At 59.4% G+C, this 20229-nt stretch carries 13 protein-coding genes; 6 read left to right on the top strand and 7 right to left on the bottom strand.

Features of this window, described 5'->3' with window-relative positions; translation table 11 throughout:
- Nucleotides 1-77: 77 nt before the first annotated feature.
- Together ACFQY0_RS18280 and ACFQY0_RS18275 are read right to left on the bottom strand one after the other, a co-directional pair.
- Nucleotides 78-1895, bottom strand: coding sequence for an FAD-dependent oxidoreductase (locus ACFQY0_RS18280; protein WP_379715405.1), 1818 nt, complete (start codon nucleotides 1893-1895; stop codon nucleotides 78-80).
- 82 nt (nucleotides 1896-1977) lie between these two features.
- Nucleotides 1978-3360 (bottom strand): dihydrolipoyl dehydrogenase family protein, encoded by a 1383-nt coding sequence (locus ACFQY0_RS18275; protein ID WP_379715402.1) that lies wholly within the window; start codon nucleotides 3358-3360, stop codon nucleotides 1978-1980.
- A gap of 205 nt (nucleotides 3361-3565) precedes the next feature.
- On the opposite strand from ACFQY0_RS18275, the gene ACFQY0_RS18270 reads away from it, so the two are divergent.
- From ACFQY0_RS18270 to ACFQY0_RS18245, 6 genes are all read left to right on the top strand, one after another.
- Nucleotides 3566-7309 carry a LamG-like jellyroll fold domain-containing protein gene (locus ACFQY0_RS18270; protein WP_379715399.1) on the top strand — a complete coding sequence of 1248 codons (3744 nt, stop codon included), beginning with the start codon at nucleotides 3566-3568 and terminating at the stop codon, nucleotides 7307-7309.
- Between the two features lie 81 nt (nucleotides 7310-7390).
- Nucleotides 7391-8773: a sulfatase-like hydrolase/transferase gene (locus ACFQY0_RS18265; RefSeq protein ID WP_379715396.1), complete on the top strand. Its 1383-nt coding sequence runs from the start codon at nucleotides 7391-7393 to the stop codon at nucleotides 8771-8773.
- Between the two features lie 4 nt (nucleotides 8774-8777).
- Nucleotides 8778-9845: a glycoside hydrolase family 117 protein gene (locus ACFQY0_RS18260; RefSeq protein WP_379715393.1), complete on the top strand. Its 1068-nt coding sequence runs from the start codon at nucleotides 8778-8780 to the stop codon at nucleotides 9843-9845.
- Nucleotides 9846-10261: 416 nt separating this feature from the next.
- Nucleotides 10262-11542, top strand: coding sequence for a Gfo/Idh/MocA family protein (locus tag ACFQY0_RS18255; protein WP_379715391.1), 1281 nt, complete (start codon nucleotides 10262-10264; stop codon nucleotides 11540-11542).
- Between the two features lie 27 nt (nucleotides 11543-11569).
- Nucleotides 11570-13030, top strand: a complete 1461-nt coding sequence (locus tag ACFQY0_RS18250) for a HEAT repeat domain-containing protein (protein ID WP_379715388.1) — start codon at nucleotides 11570-11572, stop codon at nucleotides 13028-13030.
- Between the two features lie 203 nt (nucleotides 13031-13233).
- The gene (locus tag ACFQY0_RS18245; protein ID WP_379715385.1) at nucleotides 13234-14463 is read left to right on the top strand and encodes a 6-phosphofructokinase; all 1230 of its coding nucleotides are present in this window, start codon (nucleotides 13234-13236) and stop codon (nucleotides 14461-14463) included.
- Between the two features lie 72 nt (nucleotides 14464-14535).
- Here ACFQY0_RS18245 and ACFQY0_RS18240 read toward each other — a convergent pair whose 3' ends face one another.
- The 5 genes from ACFQY0_RS18240 to acuI all read right to left on the bottom strand — a co-directional run bounded on the left by ACFQY0_RS18240 (nucleotide 14536) and on the right by acuI (nucleotide 19943).
- The gene (locus ACFQY0_RS18240; protein WP_379715383.1) at nucleotides 14536-15909 is read right to left on the bottom strand and encodes an NAD(P)(+) transhydrogenase (Re/Si-specific) subunit beta; all 1374 of its coding nucleotides are present in this window, start codon (nucleotides 15907-15909) and stop codon (nucleotides 14536-14538) included.
- Between the two features lie 12 nt (nucleotides 15910-15921).
- The gene (locus ACFQY0_RS18235; RefSeq protein WP_379715380.1) at nucleotides 15922-16215 is read right to left on the bottom strand and encodes an NAD(P) transhydrogenase subunit alpha part 2; all 294 of its coding nucleotides are present in this window, start codon (nucleotides 16213-16215) and stop codon (nucleotides 15922-15924) included.
- Between the two features lie 2 nt (nucleotides 16216-16217).
- Nucleotides 16218-17387: an NAD(P) transhydrogenase subunit alpha gene (locus ACFQY0_RS18230; RefSeq protein ID WP_379715377.1), complete on the bottom strand. Its 1170-nt coding sequence runs from the start codon at nucleotides 17385-17387 to the stop codon at nucleotides 16218-16220.
- Nucleotides 17388-17684: 297 nt separating this feature from the next.
- A complete protein-coding gene (locus ACFQY0_RS18225) occupies nucleotides 17685-18764 on the bottom strand; it encodes a vWA domain-containing protein (protein WP_379715374.1) in 1080 nt (359 codons plus the stop codon).
- A gap of 195 nt (nucleotides 18765-18959) precedes the next feature.
- Entirely contained in the window at nucleotides 18960-19943 is a 984-nt protein-coding gene (gene acuI, locus ACFQY0_RS18220) for an acrylyl-CoA reductase (NADPH) (protein WP_379715372.1), read from the bottom strand.
- Nucleotides 19944-20229 lie beyond the last annotated feature (286 nt).

Below are 20229 nucleotides of genomic sequence, written 5' to 3'. Positions count from 1 at the left end.
TTGCTGATGGCGGAAAGAGAAGATCCAAACGAGCACGGTCGCCTGGACGAGAATCGATGGGCTATAGGAGTTTTGAATTACTCGGACGGCAGCGAGACCTTCAGTTCCTCGAGCGACTCGAATCGACTCTTACCCGGGAGCAGCCAGAGCTGCTTCATTTCATCGAGATGCTTCTCGTAAAGCTCGCGCGGCGTGCAGTCGTGAGCCGTCGCCAGCGCGGCGGCCTTGCCGACCACCACACCCATCATGCCGATGGTGTTCATCACGCGGATCGTGCCGAGTGCGTGACGGTCCACACTGATGTTGCGACCGGCCATGAAAAGGTTCGGCACGTTCCTCGAATAGAAGCAGCGGTAGGGAATCGGGTAGCCCACGTTCTTGTCGATCACCCGGTCATGGATCGCGCGGGAAATGAAAGGACGCTCGGGAGCCGCGGCGACGAACTCCTCCTGCGGCACGTGGAGATCGATCGACCAGGTCGTCAGGACGACCGCATCCGGAAATTCTTCGTCCGCTTTGATCGCCTTTCCTGTTAGAATCACATCGCCGAGGATCTGCTGGGTTTCACGGGTGCCGCCGACGTAGGCGAGCCAGGACATTTTGGCGTTCTTGTGGCCGTTCTCATCGCGCTCGGCGTGGGCTGCGTGGTTCTTGATCGAGTTCCAGGCGCTGTAGGAGACGATCAGGTTCCAATCGCGAATCTGCTCGAGTTCCTTGATCGGATGTTGGTCGAATCCGCCTTCCCAGAACCACTGCGCATGATTGCGAACCGGATAGGGAAAGTCCTTGGCCTTGAATGGCATCATCCATTCTTCCTCGCGGAAACTCACCGGAGCGTCCGTGTTTTCCCACATCCACATGTTGCTCATGCCCATGCGGCCCTTCTCCTCCATGGTCGTGTCGGCACCGGCCCACTGACCGATAAAGCCATGACCCGTGCAGTCGGCAAAGAACTTGCCCGAGACCGTCTTGACCTTGCCGGTCGCGACTTCAAGAAGCTTCACCGAGTCAATCTCATCGCCCTCCATTTCCAGGCCGTAGGCATGGTGGCCGAGGAAAAGCGTGATGTTCTTTTCCGCACGCACGACCTTCTCCTTCTTGTCGTCCTCGAACTGCTCCGCCGGTGCGGGCGAAGCTTCCGCCGAATCGCAGATCTCCTGAATGATGTCGGCGACCGGATACTTGTTAGGGGGAAAATTTCCCATCGCCCAGACCCGGACCTCCGAGGACCCGTTGCCACCGAGCACCTCGCGATTCTGAATCAGCGCCACCTTCGCGCCCATCCGAGCCGCCGAGATCGCCGATCCGAGTCCACCATAGCCACCGCCGATCACGACCAGATCAAAATCTCCCGCGTCCCCCGCCATCTCCGGCGCACCGGCGATCTCCCAGCTCGTCCGTTCGGCCAAAGTTCCGACCGTCGGTGGCGTAAAGTTTTCTTCGTTACTCAGCAAAATCGCATCCACCCGGCCATCGAATCCGCTGCCGTCCTTGAGCGTCAGGGCCGTCGATCCCGCCTTCAAATCCGCGCTGCCGACCAGCTCCCAATCCCACTCCGGCTTGCCCTTGCCAAGCTCACCGCCGAGCGGCTTTCCGTCGGTTTCCATGCTGAAACGACCCGCCCCTTCCGCCCGGCCCATGCGCTCCGACCAGTCGAGCGTCCGCACCCAGACTCTGTAGCTGCCATCCTCGGGGATCTCCACTTTCGTGCTCGCATCCCCCACCGGTGTGCCCATCCCATGGGCGATCAAATACGGCGATCCCATGGACTCAATGAACTGAGTATCAACCATCCACCCGCCTTTCTCGGCAAACGTTTCGGCTTCAATCAGGATCGAGGAGCCGGCAGCGAGTCCGCTGAGACCAAGCAGGGAAATCAGTGAAGTAATATTCATATGGCAGTTGCTGGCCGTTCCTACGCAGCACTGTCATACAACTTTCCAAAAAACGCGAGATTGTCGACAATTTTCATTTAGCCTACTTCAGCTCATCGCGAATGTCCTCGATCGGATAGCTCCAGATCTCCGAGAGGGTCGGATGGTACCAATGCACCTTGAGCAAATCGCGGACATTGGCTTTCAGGCTGACCGCCACGGCCATCGCGTGAATGAGCTCCCCCGCATCCTTGCCCACGCACTCGGCGCCGAGCACCACTCCCTTTGTATCCGCCAGGACCTTCACGTAGCCATACTTCGCCTCCATCAGGATCGACTTGCCATGGTCGTCGAATGGATAGTCCGCGGACAGATGGTCGATGCCCCGCTCCTTCAACTCGGCCTCACTGAGTCCGACATTGGCCACCTGAGGATCCGTAAAGACCACGCCTAACAGGGTGTCGTAATCGACTGCCTCGGCCGACCGCCCCGTGGCATGCTTCGCCGCCGTCTCACCCTGCATGATCGCGATGTGCACAATCTCATGCGGTCCCGCGACGTCGCCACAGGCGTAGATCTTGGGGTTGCTCGTTCGCTGCATTCCATCGCATTTGATGTGACCGCTCTCACGAAGTTCGACGCCTGCCTCTTCGAGCCCGAGCCCATCCGTCGCCGGCCGACGTCCCAGCGCGTTGAGCAGGTACGGGGCTCTAACAAGCTGCTCCTCACCACCATGCTTGAAGCGAACGACGAACCCTCCCTCCGCTTGTTCGACCGATTGGAGCTCGGTATCGGTGAAAAGCTCGATGCCTTCGTCGCGAAATGCCTTCTCCACCACCTCTGCCGCTTCCGGCGAAGTCTCCTTGAGAATCCGCGGGCTGCGCTGAATCTGTACCACCTCGGCACCGACACGGCGTAAGAACTGGGCCAGCTCACAGGCCACGATGCCGCCACCGAGGACGATCACTTTTTCCGGAAGGAAATCCAGATCCAGCACATCGTCACTCGTCCAGCAGGGCAATCCCTCAAGCCCCTCCACCGGCGGCACCGCCACCTTCGAACCCGTCGCGATCATGAAATGATCGGCCGTCAGCTTCGTCCCGTCACTCAGCTCGATCGTCCCCTCATCGATGAACTTTGCCCGACTGCGAAAGAGCGTGAAGCGATCACTCCGCAACTGCTCCTGACGGTAATCCGAGAACTCCTTGATGATCTCCAGCTTCCGCTCGTGCAAGGCCGGCATGTCCGACCGCGCCTTCGGAATATCGAGTCCGAACACCTTCCCCTTCTGCGCCAGGTGCAGCACCTCCGCCGAATAGATCAGGGTCTTGGATGGCATGCAGCCTTTGAGAATACACAAGCCACCGAGTTCCTCCGCGTCATCAATGATCGCGACACGCTCCCTGGTTTCCCGTGCCGTGCGCGCTGCCGCATAACCGCCGCTGCCGCCACCGATGACGATGTAGTCGAAATGTTGAGTATCCATTTGGTTCTTATGAAGGTTTTGGTCTGGCTCATGCTAGCGCAACACCAAGAAGGATCAACACACCCATTCCTGCGACCCTCCACGACTCGCTGGCGATCAACAGGGAAACGACAAAACGCCTTTTTCCGAAGGCCCACAACCACTAGCGGTTTCGCCTGCGCTTACCTTTGGAAACCGGCTCCAACCCCACATTCCCCAACCTGCCATGTCCCTAAGGCTGCTCGTCCTCTGCTTCGTCTGCTTTTTTTCGAAGACCTTCGGCCAGAACGTCGTCAGCTCGCTCAGCCAACTTCTCCCCTATCTCGATGACGACAATGCCAGGGTTGTCATGACGCCGGGGACCTATCGCATCACGCCCGCCGATGTCAGTTCGGGACTCTTCAGCTCAAATACGCTGCTCAACTTTACCGGCCACAACAGCGAGTTCGATTTCACCGGAGTCACCATTGAGATCGACACCCGTGTCTTCCGATCGTTTGGAAACATTGAAGTCATCGAAGTCGCCCTCCACGGCGAGGACCTGGTTCTTAGAAACCTGACCCTCGTCGACATCGGAAATACGCGCCCCTACCGAACGGCTCTCGGCGTGCTTCTCGATGGACGAAGGAACCTCGTCGAGGGATTCAGCCTGACTGTTAGAGGATCCTACCCCTATGGCTACGGCGACATCTTTGGCAAGGGCACGGGCTACGTCATCAAGCACTTCAAGCACTCCGGAATTCTGGTCCGTGGCGACAGCAATCACCTCAAGAACACCAGCATCTTCCACCGCGCCTATGGCCACGGCATTTTTTGCCAAGGCTCGCTCGATGCCGTCATCGAAGGCTGCTACGTGGAAGGTGAAATGCGATCTTCAGACGAAGTCCTAGCCGAAGCAGGCACCGGCTCGCCCGCCGACGACGTGGACTTCGAAACCGCCTGGGCCCAGGATCCATCCGCTGAAGACAGCCCCGGTTACCCCCTCCAGCCCGGCTGGATGTTCAGCCTTCAGGAGGACGGCATCCGCGCCTACAACGCCGGAACCGACCCAGACGGCAATCCCCGAAACACGCGCAACCTTACCGTGAAGGACTGCACGGTGAAGAACATGCGCTCCGGTGTGACCATCGGTTTCTGCGACAACACCAAATACGTCGAAGGCTGCGTCTCACTCGGAAATGAAAGCGGCTTCTGGGTCGGATCCAGCGGCCAGATCGTCAACTGCAGCGGAAACGCCCAGTTCGGCCCGGTTTATCAGAATAATTATCAGACCGACCGGAACAACGTCGTCGACATCACCATCCTCGACAATGAAGAGACCTATGGAAACCATGCCGTCGCCTACATCGGCGGCAGTGGCCACAACCTCACCTTCAGGCGCCCCGATGCCAGCGTGGATCAGAACATGGTGATCATGGTCGGCGGTGTCCGCGATGGCCTCAGGGAGCACGTCGTCAATCCCACCTACAACGATCTCTCGACCAGCAGCATCACCCTCAACAACCTGTCGAACTACCCCGTCATCATGGCCGCGCAGAGCTCCGGCACCCGCGGTCAGTCCGCAGGCAAGGTGACCAACAGGGGATCTAACAACAACCTCAGCACGACCGCCCTCGGTGGCTCCCGCGGCTTCGGCATTCTCCAGACGGTTCAAGCCGAAGACTTCTCCGCGCATGACGGCGTCACCATCGCCCCAAGCCCCGGCGGCGGCAGCCACGTCGAATCGATCGAAAGCGGGGATTGGATTCGTTTCGACGATTTCTTTTTGGGCGTCGGCCCGAGGAGATTTCTTGCACGCGTTTCGAACAGTCCGAGTGGCGGAAGCATTCAACTTCGCCTCGGCAGCCCGACCGGCACGCTCATCGGCACCTGCGCCGTGCCCGCCAGCTCGCATCCAACTGCGTGGCAAACGGCCACCCTCGACCTCGAACAAGCCCGCGGGCTTCATCAGCTCTATCTCGTTTTCGTGGGCGGCACCGGCCCGTTGATGGATCTCGATTCCTTCAGGTTTGATTACTGGCAACTCGATCCTGCCAAGCGCGACGCCGAACACCTGATAGGTCACTGGAAGCTCGACGACGCCACCGGCACCTTTGCCAGCGATTCTTCAGGAAAAGGAAATCACGGAACCATTGTTGGAGCGAGCTGGGTCGAAGGTGTCAATCAAGGTGCCCTGAGTTTTGATGGAAACAACGACCGCGTTGTCATTCCCTCTTCAGCATTCAGCACGGTCGACCAGGAGATCACCATCGCGATGTGGGTCTACGGCGACGGCTCCCAACCGCTCGCAGGCAGCACCTTCTACGCGGCGAACTCATCCGGCTCCCGGGTCCTCAACACCCACATCCCCTACAGTGATTCCAACCTCGTCTGGGATGCTGGAAATTCCAGCGGCTACGACCGCATTACCCGCTCGGTGAGCGCAGATCACTACAAGGGGAAGTGGAATCACTGGACCTTTACCAAGAACGTCTCCGAAGGCACCATGAAAGCCTATCACAACGGCGTCCTTTACAAATCCGCTCCCAACCTGAGCAAAGGGATGAGCGGCATTGCCAACGCGGCCTTCGGTGGCCAGCTCAACGCCGCCAGCTACACCGGCCTTATCGATGAGGTAAGGCTCTACGACATCGCACTTACCGAAAACGAAGTCGTCTCGCTCTACACCGCAGGACTCGGCAACGTGGCGCCGCAAGCCATCGCCGCAAGCGCAAGAGTCATGGCAGGCGAGTCCATCAAGCTCACCCTTACCGGCACGGATGACTCCTCAGAACCCCTCCAGTATCTCGTCGTCGATGGACCGAGCCAAGGTTCCCTGAGCGGAACCGCGCCGGTGCTCGACTACACGCCCCCTCCCGGATTCAGCGGCATCGATAGCTTCAGCTTCACCGTCAACGATGGTGAGCTCGACAGCCTTCCGGCCACCGTCACGATCACCGTTTGGGAAAAGCAACTCGTCGCCCACTGGACACTCGATGAGATCGATGGCGCGACGATTCCGGACTCAAGCGGCAACAAGCATAGCGCGACACTTGTCTCCGGCACCCCAGTCTGCGGGGTGAAGGGAGGAGCCATCGATTTCACGGGCAGCAGCGACTCGATCACGCTCCCGGCCACGGCCTTTGCCGAAATCAACGAGGAAATCACGATCTCCTTCTGGGCCTATGGTGATACCACACAGCCACGCAGCGATTCGATTTTCTACGCGGTGAATGGTTCGAGCCGCGCCCTCAACATTCACCTCCCTTGGAGTGACTCCAAAGTCTACTGGGACGCGGGCAATACCACCGGCTACGACAGGATCAGCAAGGCCGCCACCAACCCTGAAATCAAAGATCAATGGAATCACTGGGCGTTCAGCAAAAACGCCATCACCGGCCTCATGCAAATCCACCTTAATGGAGAACCATGGAGCAGCGACACCGGGAAGAACCGACTCATGGGCGGCATCACCGCCGCCACGCTGGGAAGTCAGATTTCAGGGCTTGGATATGAGGGCATGATCGATGATGTGAAGCTCTATAACTACGCCATGAGCGATGCGGAGGCCGCCAGTGCTTATGCGGATTACCGTCGTCCATTCGACACCTGGCTCGCAGGATTTCCCGATCTCAACGACACCTCGTGGGAAGGCGATCCCGATCGCGACGGCATCCCGACCGGTCTCGAATATGTGCTCAATGGCAACCCGGAACTCTCCGACACATCCATTCTCCCACGAGCCAGCACCGACGGTCTTTCTTTCATTTTCACTTTCACTCGACGCGTCGATTCCGCCGAGGACAGCGTGCAAACTTTTCAGTTTGGCTCATGGCTTGGAGACCATTGGACCAACCTGAGCATCAGCCCCCCGACCGCCCCGGAAGTATCGTTCGGCCCAGAAATCGACGGAGCCCAAAGCGTCACCATTACCATCAGCAGAAGTCTCGCGATCGACGGGCGACTGTTCGGACGCTTGAAGGCGGAGTGAGGATACGAAAAAACACTGGATTCTCCCAAGGCAGACCTGATTCAGTATTGAACTGTCGACAATCTTCAATACCCTTATTGAATGATCCGTGTCGCCCTCGCCATTCTCCTTATGATTTCAGGCGGCGAGGCAGCCGAACAAGGTCCGCCGAACATCGTCCTGCTCTTCGCAGATGACGCCGGCTACGCCGATTTCGGCTTCCAAGGTAGTCGGCATTTCGCGACGCCGGAACTCGATAAACTGGCGAAATCCGGCGTGCAGCTTTCCCAATTCTACGTCAGTGCCGCGGTTTGCGGTCCCTCGCGGGCCGGGCTGCTCACCGGTCGCTACCAGCAGCGCTTCGGCTTCGAGGAAAACAATGTGCCGGGATACATGAGCGGGTCCGGCGCGACCGGCGATGACATGGGCCTGCCGCTCGGCATCCCGACGATGGCCGATCATCTCAAGATGCTCGGCTACCGGACCGCGATCTTCGGCAAGTGGCACATGGGCAATGCCGACCGCTTCCATCCGCTCAAGCGCGGCTTCGACGAATTCTACGGCTTCCGCGGCGGGGCTCGCAGCTTCTTCCCTTACGGCGAGGACGAGGATGTCGCTCATGATCTCAAACTCGAGCGTGATTTCGCCAATTACCAGGAGCATCAGGGCTATCTAACCGACGCGCTCGCCGATGAAACCTGCGCCTTTATCAAACGCAACGTCGACCGCCCCTTTTTCGCTTTCGTTTCCTTCAACGCCGTCCACACCCCGATGCAGGCCGACCCGAAGGACAAGGAGCTCTTTCCCGAACTCCAGGGCAAGCGCCGCACCCTCGCGCAGATGACCCTTTCGCTCGATCGAGCTTGCGGAAAGATCGTCGGACAACTCGAGGAACTCGGCCTAACAGAGAAGACCCTCATCGTCTTCACCAACGACAACGGCGGCCCGACCGATGCCAGTTCGGCAAGCAACTACCCGCTCAGCGGCACCAAGGCCAATCACCTCGAAGGCGGCATCCGTGTCCCCGGGATTGTCGTCTGGCCCGGAAAAATCTCCGCCGGAAAGGTCTTTGACCACCCCGCCAGCACTCTCGATCTGCTGCCCACCTTCGTCGCGGCAGGCGGCGGTGATCCCGGGGAAATCGAGGGTCTCGACGGCGTCGACCTCCTCCCTTTTCTCAGCGGAGAAACAAGCGACCGCCCCCATCAGACGCTCTATTGGAAGAAAGAAAGCCGCGCGGCGATTCGTGAGGGCGACATGAAGCTGCTGCGCTTCCCCGACCGGCCCGCCGAACTCTACGACCTGTCCAAGGACGCTTCCGAAGACCACAATCTCGCCGACGAAAATCCCGAACTTGTCCGCCAGCTTTACAAGAAACTTTTCAGCTGGGAACTCGAGCTTGAGCGCCCACTGTTCCAACTGAAGCGCCTCTACGAAGGGGCCGCCATGGAACGCATGGACAAGTACCGCAAACAACAACCCTGATCTCATGGAAAAGAAACTCAGCGCCGCCACCCTGCGCGCCAAAAACTACCCGAAAGGCCCCGAGTGGTACTGCGAAATCATCACCAAGCCGATCACTGGCGACCTCGCAGAAAAGAAGGATGAGATGGTCCGTCGCGATCCGAGCGCGGTCATCGAAGTCGATGGCATTTTCCATGTTTGGTACAGCAAATCGACCGGTCACAGCTACGGCTTCGGCAGCGGTGATCTTGAGAACAAGACTTTCCCGTGGGACCACTGTGAGCTCTGGCACGCCACCAGCAAGGACGGCTGGCATTGGGAAGAACAAGGCCTCGCCGTTGCACGGGGCGAAGCGGGTTCCTACGATGACCGTAGTGTTTTCACTCCGGAAATCCTCGCTCACGAAGGCCGCTACTACCTCGTCTATCAGGTCGTGAAATCGCCCTACCTGCGTCGCTCGTTCGAGTGCGTTTCCATCGCCGTCGCCGACTCCCCCTACGGCCCATGGGAAAAAGTTCCCGGTCCCGTTCTGGAACCCACTGGCGATGGCGAATGGCTCGGCGAGGAAGACAACCGTTTCCTTGTCGCGAACAAGGGTGGCTTCGACAGCCATAAGACCCACGACCCGACGCTGATGTTCTTCAACGGCAAGTTCTACCTCTATTACAAGGGCGAGCCGATGGGCGAAGAGATGTTCATGGGCGGCCGCGAAACGAAGTGGGGCGTCGCCATCGCCGACAAGCCCGAAGGGCCGTATGTTAGAAGCGAATACAACCCGATCACCAACTCCGGCCACGAAATCTGCGTGTGGCACTACAAGGGAGGCATCGCCGCGATGCTCACCACCGACGGCCCCGAGCGCAACACGCTCCAGTGGGCGCCCGACGGCGTGAACTTCGAGATCATGTCCTATATCAAGGGCGCTCCCGAAGCCAATGGACTGTTCCGCACGCCGGATCACGAAAAGGGCCCGCTCGAAGGACTGCGTTGGGGGCTTTGCCACGAAGTCGATGGCCAGAGCGGTCACCTGCGCCGCTTCGAAGTCGACGAGTCACTCAAGCACTCCTTTCTCCGCCGCGAGACCTACGAATAACGGAATCCCGCCTCACCCGACTTTGGGCGAATCTTCGTGGGGAGTTTTGTCATCCAGCTCAGAGGCCGCGGTCTGGCTCATTGTCAGACCCACTCTCCGCGCTGCTTGGAACCCAGGGCGATCAAGCTTGGGAAGAAATTGGACCAGGATGGATGGGATAAATGGGATGAAGACAACGAAATCCAATTATCTTGGTGATCATCGTCATGGTTGAACCTCAGTTCTAGCCTGAACTGAGGACCATGATTTCAAAATCCTACCCACCTGTCCCGCCATAGCCTTGGCGACGGAGGATCCTACCCATCTTTGTCCGAAAAAATCAGCTGGAGCCGATTCTCTCCCTCACTTGATCGCCCTGGCTTGGAACCCTCGATTTCCTCCTTTATCTCCCGTCGAAAAATCACGAACTTATTCCCATGACGCCACCAAAACCCATGTTCGACCGCCGCCAGATCCTGAAAGGCGGGATCGCCTCCGCCGTCGCCTGGTCAGCCCCGATGATCCTCTCCTCCCGCGTCCTCGGTCGCCAAGGTCACACCGGCCCTAACAGCCGCATCGCCATCGGCCTGGTCGGCTGTGGCCTGATCTCAAAAGGCCACCGCGGCTACTGCACGACCCAGGACTCCACTCAGGTCGTTTCGATGTGCGATGTGAATGCCAAGCTCCTCGCGAAGTTCGTCGCGGAAGTGAAGGCCGCGCAAGGATCCTGCGACAGCACCGCCGATTACCGCGAGCTCTGCGCCCGCGAGGACATCGATGCGGTGATGGTCATGACTCCCGACCACTGGCACGCCGCCATTTCGATTGAAGCGATGCGCAACGGCAAAGACGTCTACGTTGAAAAGCCGATGTCGCTCACCATCGAAGAAGGCAAGGCGATGCGCGCCGCCGTCGAGCGCTACGGCCGCGTCCTCCAGGTCGGCTCCCAGCAACGTTCCGAAACGGCTTTCCGCAAAGGCGCGGAACTGGTGCGCAATGGATACATCGGAAAAGTCCACACCGTGATTGCCAAGCTTGGCCAATTCCCTCCCGCCACTCAGTTCAAGGAGCAGCCAGTTCCCGAAGGATTTGACTACGACCGCTGGCTCGGCCCCGCACCTTGGGAGCCCTATAACAACGAGCGAGTGAAGGGAAATTACGGCGGAGGCTGGCGCCGGTTCTGGGAATACGGCTCACGCAAGAATGGTGACTGGGGTGCCCACCATTTCGACATCATTCAGTGGGCCTTCAACATGGACGACTCCGGCCCCACACTCATTTCGCCGAAGGGCTATGAAGGTGGTCCGCAATTCCACTCGTATGCCGATGGTGCCAAAGTCATCCGCGATGGCGATACCAAGGGAGCAATGATCCGCTTCATCGGTGAAGAAGGCGAAGTTCGTGTCGGCCGCAGCCGCTACTTCGAAACCACCCCAGCGTCCCTGAAGAACGTCAGACTCAAGTCAAGCGACACCCACCTCTACGTTTCCAACGATCACCGCGCCGACTGGCTCAACTCCATCAAGACCCGCAAACAACCGATCGCAAACGTCGAAGTCGGACACCGCACCGCCACCATCTGCCAGCTTAGCGGCATCGCCGAAAGGCTCGGACGCCCGATCAAATGGGATCCGAAGGCCGAGCAGATCATCGATGATCCCGCCGCCAGCCGCATGATGGATCGCCCACGCCGCGCACCCTACACCCTCCCGATCTAACAAGTCGCTTACCTCCAACCCAAGCCCATGAAATTTCACCATCTCTTCCTCGGCGCCTCCCTCATCGCCCAGCTTCAAGCTCTCGACTCGGGACAACTTGCCGCCGTTTCACAAAAATTTGCCCAGGAGTCCGGCGATGCCCAGTATGAAGCGCGCATGGAGCTCAACAAGCTCGTCGACGAAGCCACCGCACCCGGCAACAAGGACACGGCCGAAGTCAACAAGCTGCTCATCGAGACCCTCAACGCCGAACAAACCCCGGCCGAGGCGAAGAAATACATTCTCCGTGTGCTCTGTCGGACGGCTGGTGCCGACGACGTCGCGGCCTTGAATACCATTCTGATCGGCAGCGACCCTCTTCTGAGGGAGGAGGCACGCCGCGCGATTGAGTCCATCCACTCGGATGCATCCGTCGCGGCGCTCATGAACGCGCTCAGCGGCGAATTCTCAACTGAAGACAACATCGGCTTGATCAACTCGCTCGCCGCTCAAGGGTCGACCGATTCGGTGAAGGCGCTGAAGCACTTCATCTTTGATGAACAGAGCGAGGTCGCCCGTGCCGCCATCAACGCCCTGGGACGAATCGGAGGCTCATCGGCGATCACAACATTGAAGGAGGCCCACGGAAGCAACAAGCTCAGCCCGGCCATCAAGCAGGACCTCGAATGCGCCATGCTGCTCGTCGATAATGCCGACCACGGCCCGGCCTCCTTCGTCTACAACACCACCGCGTCCGAAGCCCTGCGCGTCGCGGCCTTCCTCTCGCTCACTTCGGGGGATCTCACTCCGGAAAAATCCGCCCTGCTTGAAGATGGGCTGAAGAACGCCAACGACGACATCCGCCAGGCCTCCCTCCAGCAAGGCCTCCGCGCCGGTCTGCCATCCCTGCAGGAACGTCTCACCAAGGACGTCGCTCAGTTCAGCCCCGCCGATCGGCTCGTTATTCTGGCCAACCTCCAGTTCCTGAAATCCAGCGAAGCCGCTGAAGCCATCGCCAAGAGTCTGCTTGACTCCGAAGACGAGGCCGAGCGCATCGCCGCCCTAACAGCCCTTGGCCATCTAAGCACGAAGTCCGCTTTCACGGCCGTCCTGCAAGCCCTTGCCGCTCGCCAACCTCGGGTGAACCAAGCCGCCGGCAGCGTCATCAGCGACATGGATTTCCCCGCAGGAGACGCCATTCTCACGAGCATGCTGGAGAGCGGATCCAGCGAGGACAAAGTCCTCGCCATCAAGGCGCTCAACTACCGCCGGCTTGAGAACTCCAGCAATTTGCTGCTCGGCATCATGTCCGGTTCGGACAAAGCGGCGGCGCAAGAGGCCATGAAGAGCCTCAATGCCTCCGCCGACCTTGAAGATCTTGCGAAACTCTGTGAAGCCGCCCGCAACACCAGCGACGCGGATCGCAGGAAAAGGATCGTCTCGATTTGCCAAAGGATCGCCAAACGCCTCGACAGCGACGAAGCTCGCAAGCTCATCGAAGGTCTCTGACCCGTGAATTCGGTCGTCGCTGAGCCCGATCGCCACAGGCATCCTGCGATGGTGCCTGCGGCTTCTGGCTCCTCGTTGCTCTGACGATTTGCCTTGCCCGAAAATTGGCGGCCCTGAGCCCGCGAATCCCGCACCGCCATTTTTGCCTTTGCTTTCCGCGCTGCGTCTGACTCTTTCAGCCCGCCAAGCAACCAAGTAAATCCATGGGTAAACTCGAAGGAAACGTTCTAATCGCGCAAGGAGGCGGCCCGACCGCCGTCATCAATCAATCGATCGTCGGCGTCGCGCTGGAAGCGCGCAAGTTCCCTCAGGTCCACCGCGTCTATGGCGCGCGCCACGGCGTCGAAGGCATCCTCAATGAGGACTTCCTCGACATGACCCAGGAGACCACCAACAACCTCGAACTCGTCGGAAAAACTCCAAGCTCGGCCCTGGGTTCCACCCGCATGAAGCCGACGGAAGATCAGTGCCGCCAGATGTTCAAGGTGCTGCGCGCCCACGACATTCGCTACTTCTTTTTCGTCGGCGGAAACGACTCCGCCGATGGCTGCCGCATCGTCAATGATGAAGCAAAAAAGTGCGGCTACGAACTCCGCTGCATCCACGTCCCCAAGACAATCGACAACGACCTGCCCGGCAACGACCACACACCGGGCTTCGGTTCGGCCGGTCGCTTCGTCGCCAGCGCCTTCGCCGGTGCCAACCTCGACAACCGCGCGCTCTCCGGCGTCTACATCGGCGTCGTCATGGGTCGCCACGCTGGCTTCCTCACCGCGATGGCCAGCCTCGCCAAGAAGTATCCTGATGATGGCCCGCACCTCATCTATCTCCCTGAGCGCACTTTCGATCCTGAAAAATTCGCCAAGGACGTGAAGGCGGTCCACGACAAGTATGGTCGTTGCGTGATTGCCGTGAGTGAAGGTATCCACGACGAAAGTGGCGTGCCGATGGTAACCAAACTGATGGACTCCATCGAAAAGGACGACCACGGCAACGTGCAACTTTCCGGCACCGGTGCCCTCGGCGACCTGCTCTCCGCCATCGTGAAGGAGAAGACCGGTATCAAGCGCGTGCGTTCCGACACCTTCGGTTACATCCAGCGCTCGTTCATCGGCTGTGTCTCCGACATCGACCAGAACGAAGCCCGCGAGGTCGGCGAAAAGGCCGTTCATTTCGCCCTTTGGCATGATCTCGACGGCTCCGTCGCCATCACCCGCACCGGCAACTACTCGGTCGACTACTCGCTTCAGCCGTTCGAGAACGTCGCCGCCCAGACGCGCACGATGGAAGACGAGTTCATCAATGCTGAAGGCAACAACGTTACCGACGCCTTCCTCACCTACGCCCGTCCGCTCGTCGGATCCGGCTTCCCCCGTCCTCACCGCATCCGCGCCCCGAAGGTCGCCAAGATCCTCGGCTGGGGAGACGAGTAAATCGCTCTAACAAAAAGGGAGGCGCGCAAGCGTCTCCCTTTTTTTGTGCCTGGCCCCAATCCCGATGACACCTCACTCCTTGAACTGATTCGCCAATCCGGTGATCGTCTCTTTCGCATCCCCGTAGATCATCCGGGTATTGTCACGGAAGAACAGCGAGTTCACGAGACCGGAGAAGCCGGCACCCTTGCCTCGCTTGAGCGCGAACACCGTTTGCGCCTGATGCACGTTGATGATCGGCATGCCGTAAATCGGGCTGCTCTCATCGTCGATTGCTGAGGGATTCACCACGTCATTCGCACCGACGACGATCGCCACATCGACCATCTCCATGGTCGCGTTCACATCGTCCATCTCGCAAAGCTGTTCGTAGGCGACGTCCGCTTCCGCAAGCAGCACGTTCATGTGGCCGGGCATGCGGCCCGCTACCGGGTGAATCGCATAACGCACTTCGGCACCGTTTTCTGTTAGAAGCTCACCCAGTTCCTTCACCGCATGCTGGGCCTGCGCCACCGCCATCCCGTAACCTGGGACAAAGACCACATTGCGGGCGGCTTCGAGCACGTAGTAGGCATCCTCCACCGAAAGCGCCTTCATCTCGCCTTCCACGGCGGCGCCCGCCCCATTCGCGGCCCCAAAGCTGCCGAAGAGCACGTTGCTCAGCGTCCGGTTCATGGCCTTGCACATGATCACCGTCAGAATCAGCCCGGAGGTCCCGACCAAGCAGCCGGCGACGATCAGCACGTTGTTCGCGATCACAAAACCCGCCGCCGCCGCCGCCAGTCCGGAACAGCTGTTCAGCAAGGCGATCACCACCGGCATGTCGCCCCCGCCGATCGGAATCACCGCCAGCACGCCAAGCACCATGGCCAGCACGATCACCGCGTAGAGAAGCGCCGGCGTTCCGCTGGAAATCCACATCGCACCACAAACCAGCAAGGCCACAAACAGGGCCGCGTTGAAGATCTTCTGACCGGAAAAGGTCACCGCGCTTCCGCTGATCCTTTCCGAGAGCTTCGCCCAGGCCACCATCGACCCGGTAAAGGTGATGCCGCCGATCAGAATCGTCGCCCACACCGCCACACCCGTGAAGCCATCGATGTCGACGACTCCCGCCACCTCGGCCCAGCCGACCAGCAGACTGCCCAGACCACCGAAGCCATTGAACAAGGCCACGAGCTCCGGCATTCCGGTCATCTCGACCTTCTTCGCGCTGACCAAACCGATCCCACCACCGAGCACCAGACCCGCGAGCACCATCGCCCAGTGCATCTGACCGCTGGCAATCTGTCCGACCACCGTCGCCAGCACGGCGATCAGCATGCCGATCGATGAAAGGCGGTTTCCCTTCCGGGCGGTGTCCGCCTTCCCGAGCATCTTGATGCCGAGAATGAAAAGGATCGACGCCCCAATGTAGGCGAGGTTCTGAAACTGTTCGAAATCCATAAAATCCGGGTGTTACTTTTTCCCCTTCTTGAACATGGCGAGCATCCGATCCGTGACCACGTAACCACCTACGACGTTTACCGTAGCCAGAACCAGCGCGGCGAATCCCAGCCAGCGACCGAGCTCCGAGTCCCCCATCGTGGAGGTCGCAACGATCGCACCCACCACCGTGATTCCGGAAATCGCATTCGATCCCGACATCAGCGGCGTGTGAAGTTGCGAAGGAACTTTCGCGATCAGCTCGAATCCGAGGAATCCGGCGAGCGTGAAGACGAACAACAGGAGGATCAGTGTCGATGGGTCCATGGTTACTTATTGAATGCTGGGTGCTCGTTTACAAATTTTCCATCCCGGGTCAGAACCGCCCCTTTCAGAATCGGATCCTCATCATCGAACTTGAAGGTCGAAGCTTCCTTGTCCCAGAAATGCTCCACGAAGTTCGCCAGGTTGTTCGCGAACATCCCGCTCGCATCGCGTGGCACGAAATTCTCCAGTTTGGCGTGTCCGATGATCCTCACGCCGTTCTCCGTCACGACTTCCTCACCCGCGACCACGCCTTCCACATTGCCTCCGGTCTCCGCCGCCAGATCGACGATGATCGACCCGTGACTCATCGAGGCGACCACATCCGCCTTCACGAGCAACGGTGCCTTGCGGCCGAAAAGTTTCGCCGTGCAGATCACCACATCACTGTCGGCACAGACCTTGCCCTGGGCCGCACGCTGCTTCTCCAACTGCTCCGGCGTCAACTCCTTCGCGTAGCCCTGATCAGTCGATCCCGTCTCACCGAGATCAATGCGCAGCGCCTTCGCGCCGAGCGACTCGGCCTGCTCCAGCGCTTCTTCCCGGGTGTCGAATGCCGTCACCCGCGCGCCCATCCGCTTGGCCGTCGCAATCGCCTGCAAACCCGCCACGCCGACCCCGATCACGAACACCTTGGCCGGCGAAATCGTGCCGGATGGCGTCATCATCATCGGCAGAATCTTGTTCAATCGCTCCGCCGCCAGCACCACCGCAACGTAGCCCGCGAGGTTCGCCTGAGAACTGATCGCATCCATTTTCTGCGCCAGCGTCGTGCGCGGCATCATCTCGACCGAGACCCCGGTCACCCCAGCCTCCAGCATCGCATCGATCCTCGCCTTCGACGGCGTATCGCTCGGCGCCTCGCCGGCGCCCAGGTGGACGTGGAAGGGCTCCAGGAAACCCAGCAGCATCGCGCCCCTCTTCATTTTCCGGAGCTCCTCCGGGCCCAGCGGATTCACGCAAAAGACCATGTCCGCCGACTTCAATCCCTCCTCACGATCGATCTTTTGCGCGCCTTCGGCAAGATACAGATCATCCGGAAAATCGGTGGAGTCACCGAGACCCGCCTCAATCCGGACCTCGATCCCCAACGCCTTCAGCTTTCGCACCGTCGCGGGAGTCAGCGCCGTCCGGCGCTCGATTTTCTCTAACTCATTGGGGACAAAAAGAAGCATGGCCATCGATCATTGAATACTGGTGGAACCTTGATGAAAATTTCTCCTGCATGCTACGCAAAACCCACCGAATTGTGCTCAGCTCGCCCGATTTACGAATCGGTTCATATGGATTATTTCAACGATCTTTCCCAATGCCATCCAAAATGCGCCCCAGGCAGGAACGCGAGGATGCACAGGGACTTCTCGCTGCCTCCCCTATGATGGTCGGCATCCCAGGGCACGCAGCGCGGTCGCCATCGCATCCGTCACCCCGGGGCGCATCCTTCGCCCTGACTCATCCCTGACTCCCCGAGTCTACTTCAACTCCTGGACCTCCGCTTTGCCCTTCTCATTGACGATCGTGAACTGACCCTTCGTCTCCTTGGCGAGATAGATCAGGCCATCCACCGCTTTGGGTTCCATCAGTGAGATCGTGTTGATGATCGTCTTCTTCCGCCGTGCAAGCTTCCGAAGATCATCCAAGAGATCCTTGGTATTTCCGCCAACCCCGTCGGTCATGAAAAAGATGATCTGGGGCGGCGGCTCCATTTCCAGAGCCATTTTCAAAGGAGGACCCCAATCGGTTCCCAGCAGCATCTGCTGCTCTTCGATGTGTTTCTCCGACTGTCGGCGCGTCTTGGCGCTGTACTCAAGCCACGGCGCCACTTGCTCCTTACCTTTCGGTTCCCAGCCGGACATCTTCCGCTTCGGTCCTTCCCACTCGTAGCTCCCTGTCTCGTCGGTCACTTTGGCATAGCCACCCCTCTCGACCAATTCGACTTCACTGCCTGCCACCCACGCGGGCGCGGAAAAGAAAATGATCTGATAGAGCATCGGAGCCCTAAGCTGCTTGATCGACTTGGTCAGCTCCTCGCGCATCAGCTCCTGGCGTTGGCGATTCATCGATTTTGACGCATCGATCACATAGGCCACACGTTGCGCCACGACTTCCTGTTTGAAGAAAGTGGTGCCACCGCCACCACCAGCCGCTCCTTCGTCGCCCATCTCCCAGCCTGCTCCAAAGTCGTCTCCGCTTCCGAACTCAAGCGACACCTCGCTCTCATTGAATTCGAGATCCGGTACGGGAATTGCGACCGGTGACGCCGTATTCGCGGCGATCACCCTCGCCTGCGAGGCCGAGGGTGCGGTCGGCTTGCTGGTGATCTTCGTCTTCTTCTGCTGCTCGACCTGATCGTCCTGCTGGACGGGCGCATGGTAGGCCACCATCACCTGGGTTTCCTTGAAATAGCCCGGCAACAGAATGAACGCCAGAACCAGCCCGATGAGCACCATTACCAGGAATGCCGCAAGGATACTTGCCACCATCGAATTTCGACGCTGGCGTTGAAGAGCTCTTTGCTGCTCAGGGGTCGGCTTGATGAAGACGTGAGACATATTAAAATGGGTTTTTTGGGGTCGAAATGGTTGATCCGTTTGGCTCGATGAGACTCCAATGGAACGAGTCCTAGCGCGACCAAATTTCCGGAAACTTCACTTGGTGGATCCGTCTCCCGTGATGAACCGGAAACGCCCGGAGGTCGGTAATTCTTAGAAATTTTCTCCTACCAACGCCAGACGACGACCACGAGCCTAGCGGTTCACATCGACGACGACCCGCCCCCTCACTTCCCCATTGAGCATCCTCTCTGCCAGCGGAAGCACTTCGGTCAGCCCCACTTCCCGGCTGATCGACTCCAGCTTTGAGACATCCAGATCACTCGCCAGACGGCGCCAGGCTTTGAGCCGCTCCAACCTCGGGCACATCACGCTGTCGATGCCCACCAAGGTGACGCCGCGCAGAATGAACGGCGCGACGGTGGCCGGGAAATCCATGCCGCCTGCCAAACCACAGGCCGTCACCACGCCCCGGTATCGGGTCGTCGCGCAGACATTTGCCAGCGTGTGACTCCCGACGACATCCACCGCTCCGGCCCAGCGTTCCTTGCCCAACGGCTTTCCGGGAGCGGCAAACTCCGCCCGATCCAGGATTTCCACCGCTCCCAGACCCTTGAGATACTCGCTTTCCTCCGGTCTCCCGCTCACCGCAACGACGGAGTAGCCAAGTCGACTCAAAACCGCCGTCGCCACACTGCCTACGCCTCCTGCCGCGCCCGTCACCAGAATCTCTCCCTGCTCCGGTCTCACTCCATGCGCCTCCAAGGCCAGCACGCAAAGCATCGCCGTATAACCTGCAGTGCCGATTGCCATGGCCTGCGACGGCGTGAAAAGCCCACGCAAGGGCACCAACCAGTCGCCCTGGACCCGCGCCATCTGGGCAAGGCCGCCCCAATGCGTTTCGCCGACACCCCAGCCATTCAGGATCACCCCGTCACCCTTTTCAAAATCGGAGTGCGACGAGTGCTCCACCGTGCCGACCAGATCGACACCCGGCACCATCGGAAAGCGACGCACCACCGGACCCTTGCCCGTAATCGCCAAGGCGTCCTTGTAGTTGAGCGTCGAATGACTTACCCGCACCGTCACATCGCCCTCCGGCAACCGGTCGTCGTCAATCTCCCCCAGCGCCGCCCGGTAACCCGCCTCGTCCTTCTCGATTAGAATGCCTTTGAACATAAAATTGGTGATTTCCTGATCAAACGAGGTGATGTCCTCCAAATCATCCCCCGTGATTCCGCACTTCTATTAGGAATCGTTCCCGCGACCAAGCATTGCCCCTGACAGCGTGACGAGACTCCCAGAAAAGCGAGGTAGAGCTACTCGCCAGCCTTTCAAACGTAAGCGCCCAACAGAACCCCTCTATTCAAGCGGGGCATAAGTGCCATAGACTGGAGATCTATGGCATCTACGTCTGAAACCACCGCTACTTCCACTATCATCAAAAGCGACCGTATCGGCCGGA

This window comes from Haloferula chungangensis (assembly GCF_042664875.1).
GTDB lineage: Bacteria > Verrucomicrobiota > Verrucomicrobiia > Verrucomicrobiales > Akkermansiaceae > Haloferula > Haloferula chungangensis.
Note: the sequence above shows the minus strand (reverse complement) of the source record. Positions and strands in the feature narration are given on the sequence as shown.

Coding starts and splice junctions, on each gene's coding strand:
- ACFQY0_RS18280 (WP_379715405.1), bottom strand. CDS start 1,895: ATGAATATTACTTCACTGATTTCCCTGCTTGGTCTCAGCGGACTCGCT.
- ACFQY0_RS18275 (WP_379715402.1), bottom strand. CDS start 3,360: ATGGATACTCAACATTTCGACTACATCGTCATCGGTGGCGGCAGCGGC.
- ACFQY0_RS18270 (WP_379715399.1), top strand. CDS start 3,566: ATGTCCCTAAGGCTGCTCGTCCTCTGCTTCGTCTGCTTTTTTTCGAAG.
- ACFQY0_RS18265 (WP_379715396.1), top strand. CDS start 7,391: ATGATCCGTGTCGCCCTCGCCATTCTCCTTATGATTTCAGGCGGCGAG.
- ACFQY0_RS18260 (WP_379715393.1), top strand. CDS start 8,778: ATGGAAAAGAAACTCAGCGCCGCCACCCTGCGCGCCAAAAACTACCCG.
- ACFQY0_RS18255 (WP_379715391.1), top strand. CDS start 10,262: ATGACGCCACCAAAACCCATGTTCGACCGCCGCCAGATCCTGAAAGGC.
- ACFQY0_RS18250 (WP_379715388.1), top strand. CDS start 11,570: ATGAAATTTCACCATCTCTTCCTCGGCGCCTCCCTCATCGCCCAGCTT.
- ACFQY0_RS18245 (WP_379715385.1), top strand. CDS start 13,234: ATGGGTAAACTCGAAGGAAACGTTCTAATCGCGCAAGGAGGCGGCCCG.
- ACFQY0_RS18240 (WP_379715383.1), bottom strand. CDS start 15,909: ATGGATTTCGAACAGTTTCAGAACCTCGCCTACATTGGGGCGTCGATC.
- ACFQY0_RS18235 (WP_379715380.1), bottom strand. CDS start 16,215: ATGGACCCATCGACACTGATCCTCCTGTTGTTCGTCTTCACGCTCGCC.
- ACFQY0_RS18230 (WP_379715377.1), bottom strand. CDS start 17,387: ATGCTTCTTTTTGTCCCCAATGAGTTAGAGAAAATCGAGCGCCGGACG.
- ACFQY0_RS18225 (WP_379715374.1), bottom strand. CDS start 18,764: ATGTCTCACGTCTTCATCAAGCCGACCCCTGAGCAGCAAAGAGCTCTT.
- acuI (WP_379715372.1), bottom strand. CDS start 19,943: ATGTTCAAAGGCATTCTAATCGAGAAGGACGAGGCGGGTTACCGGGCG.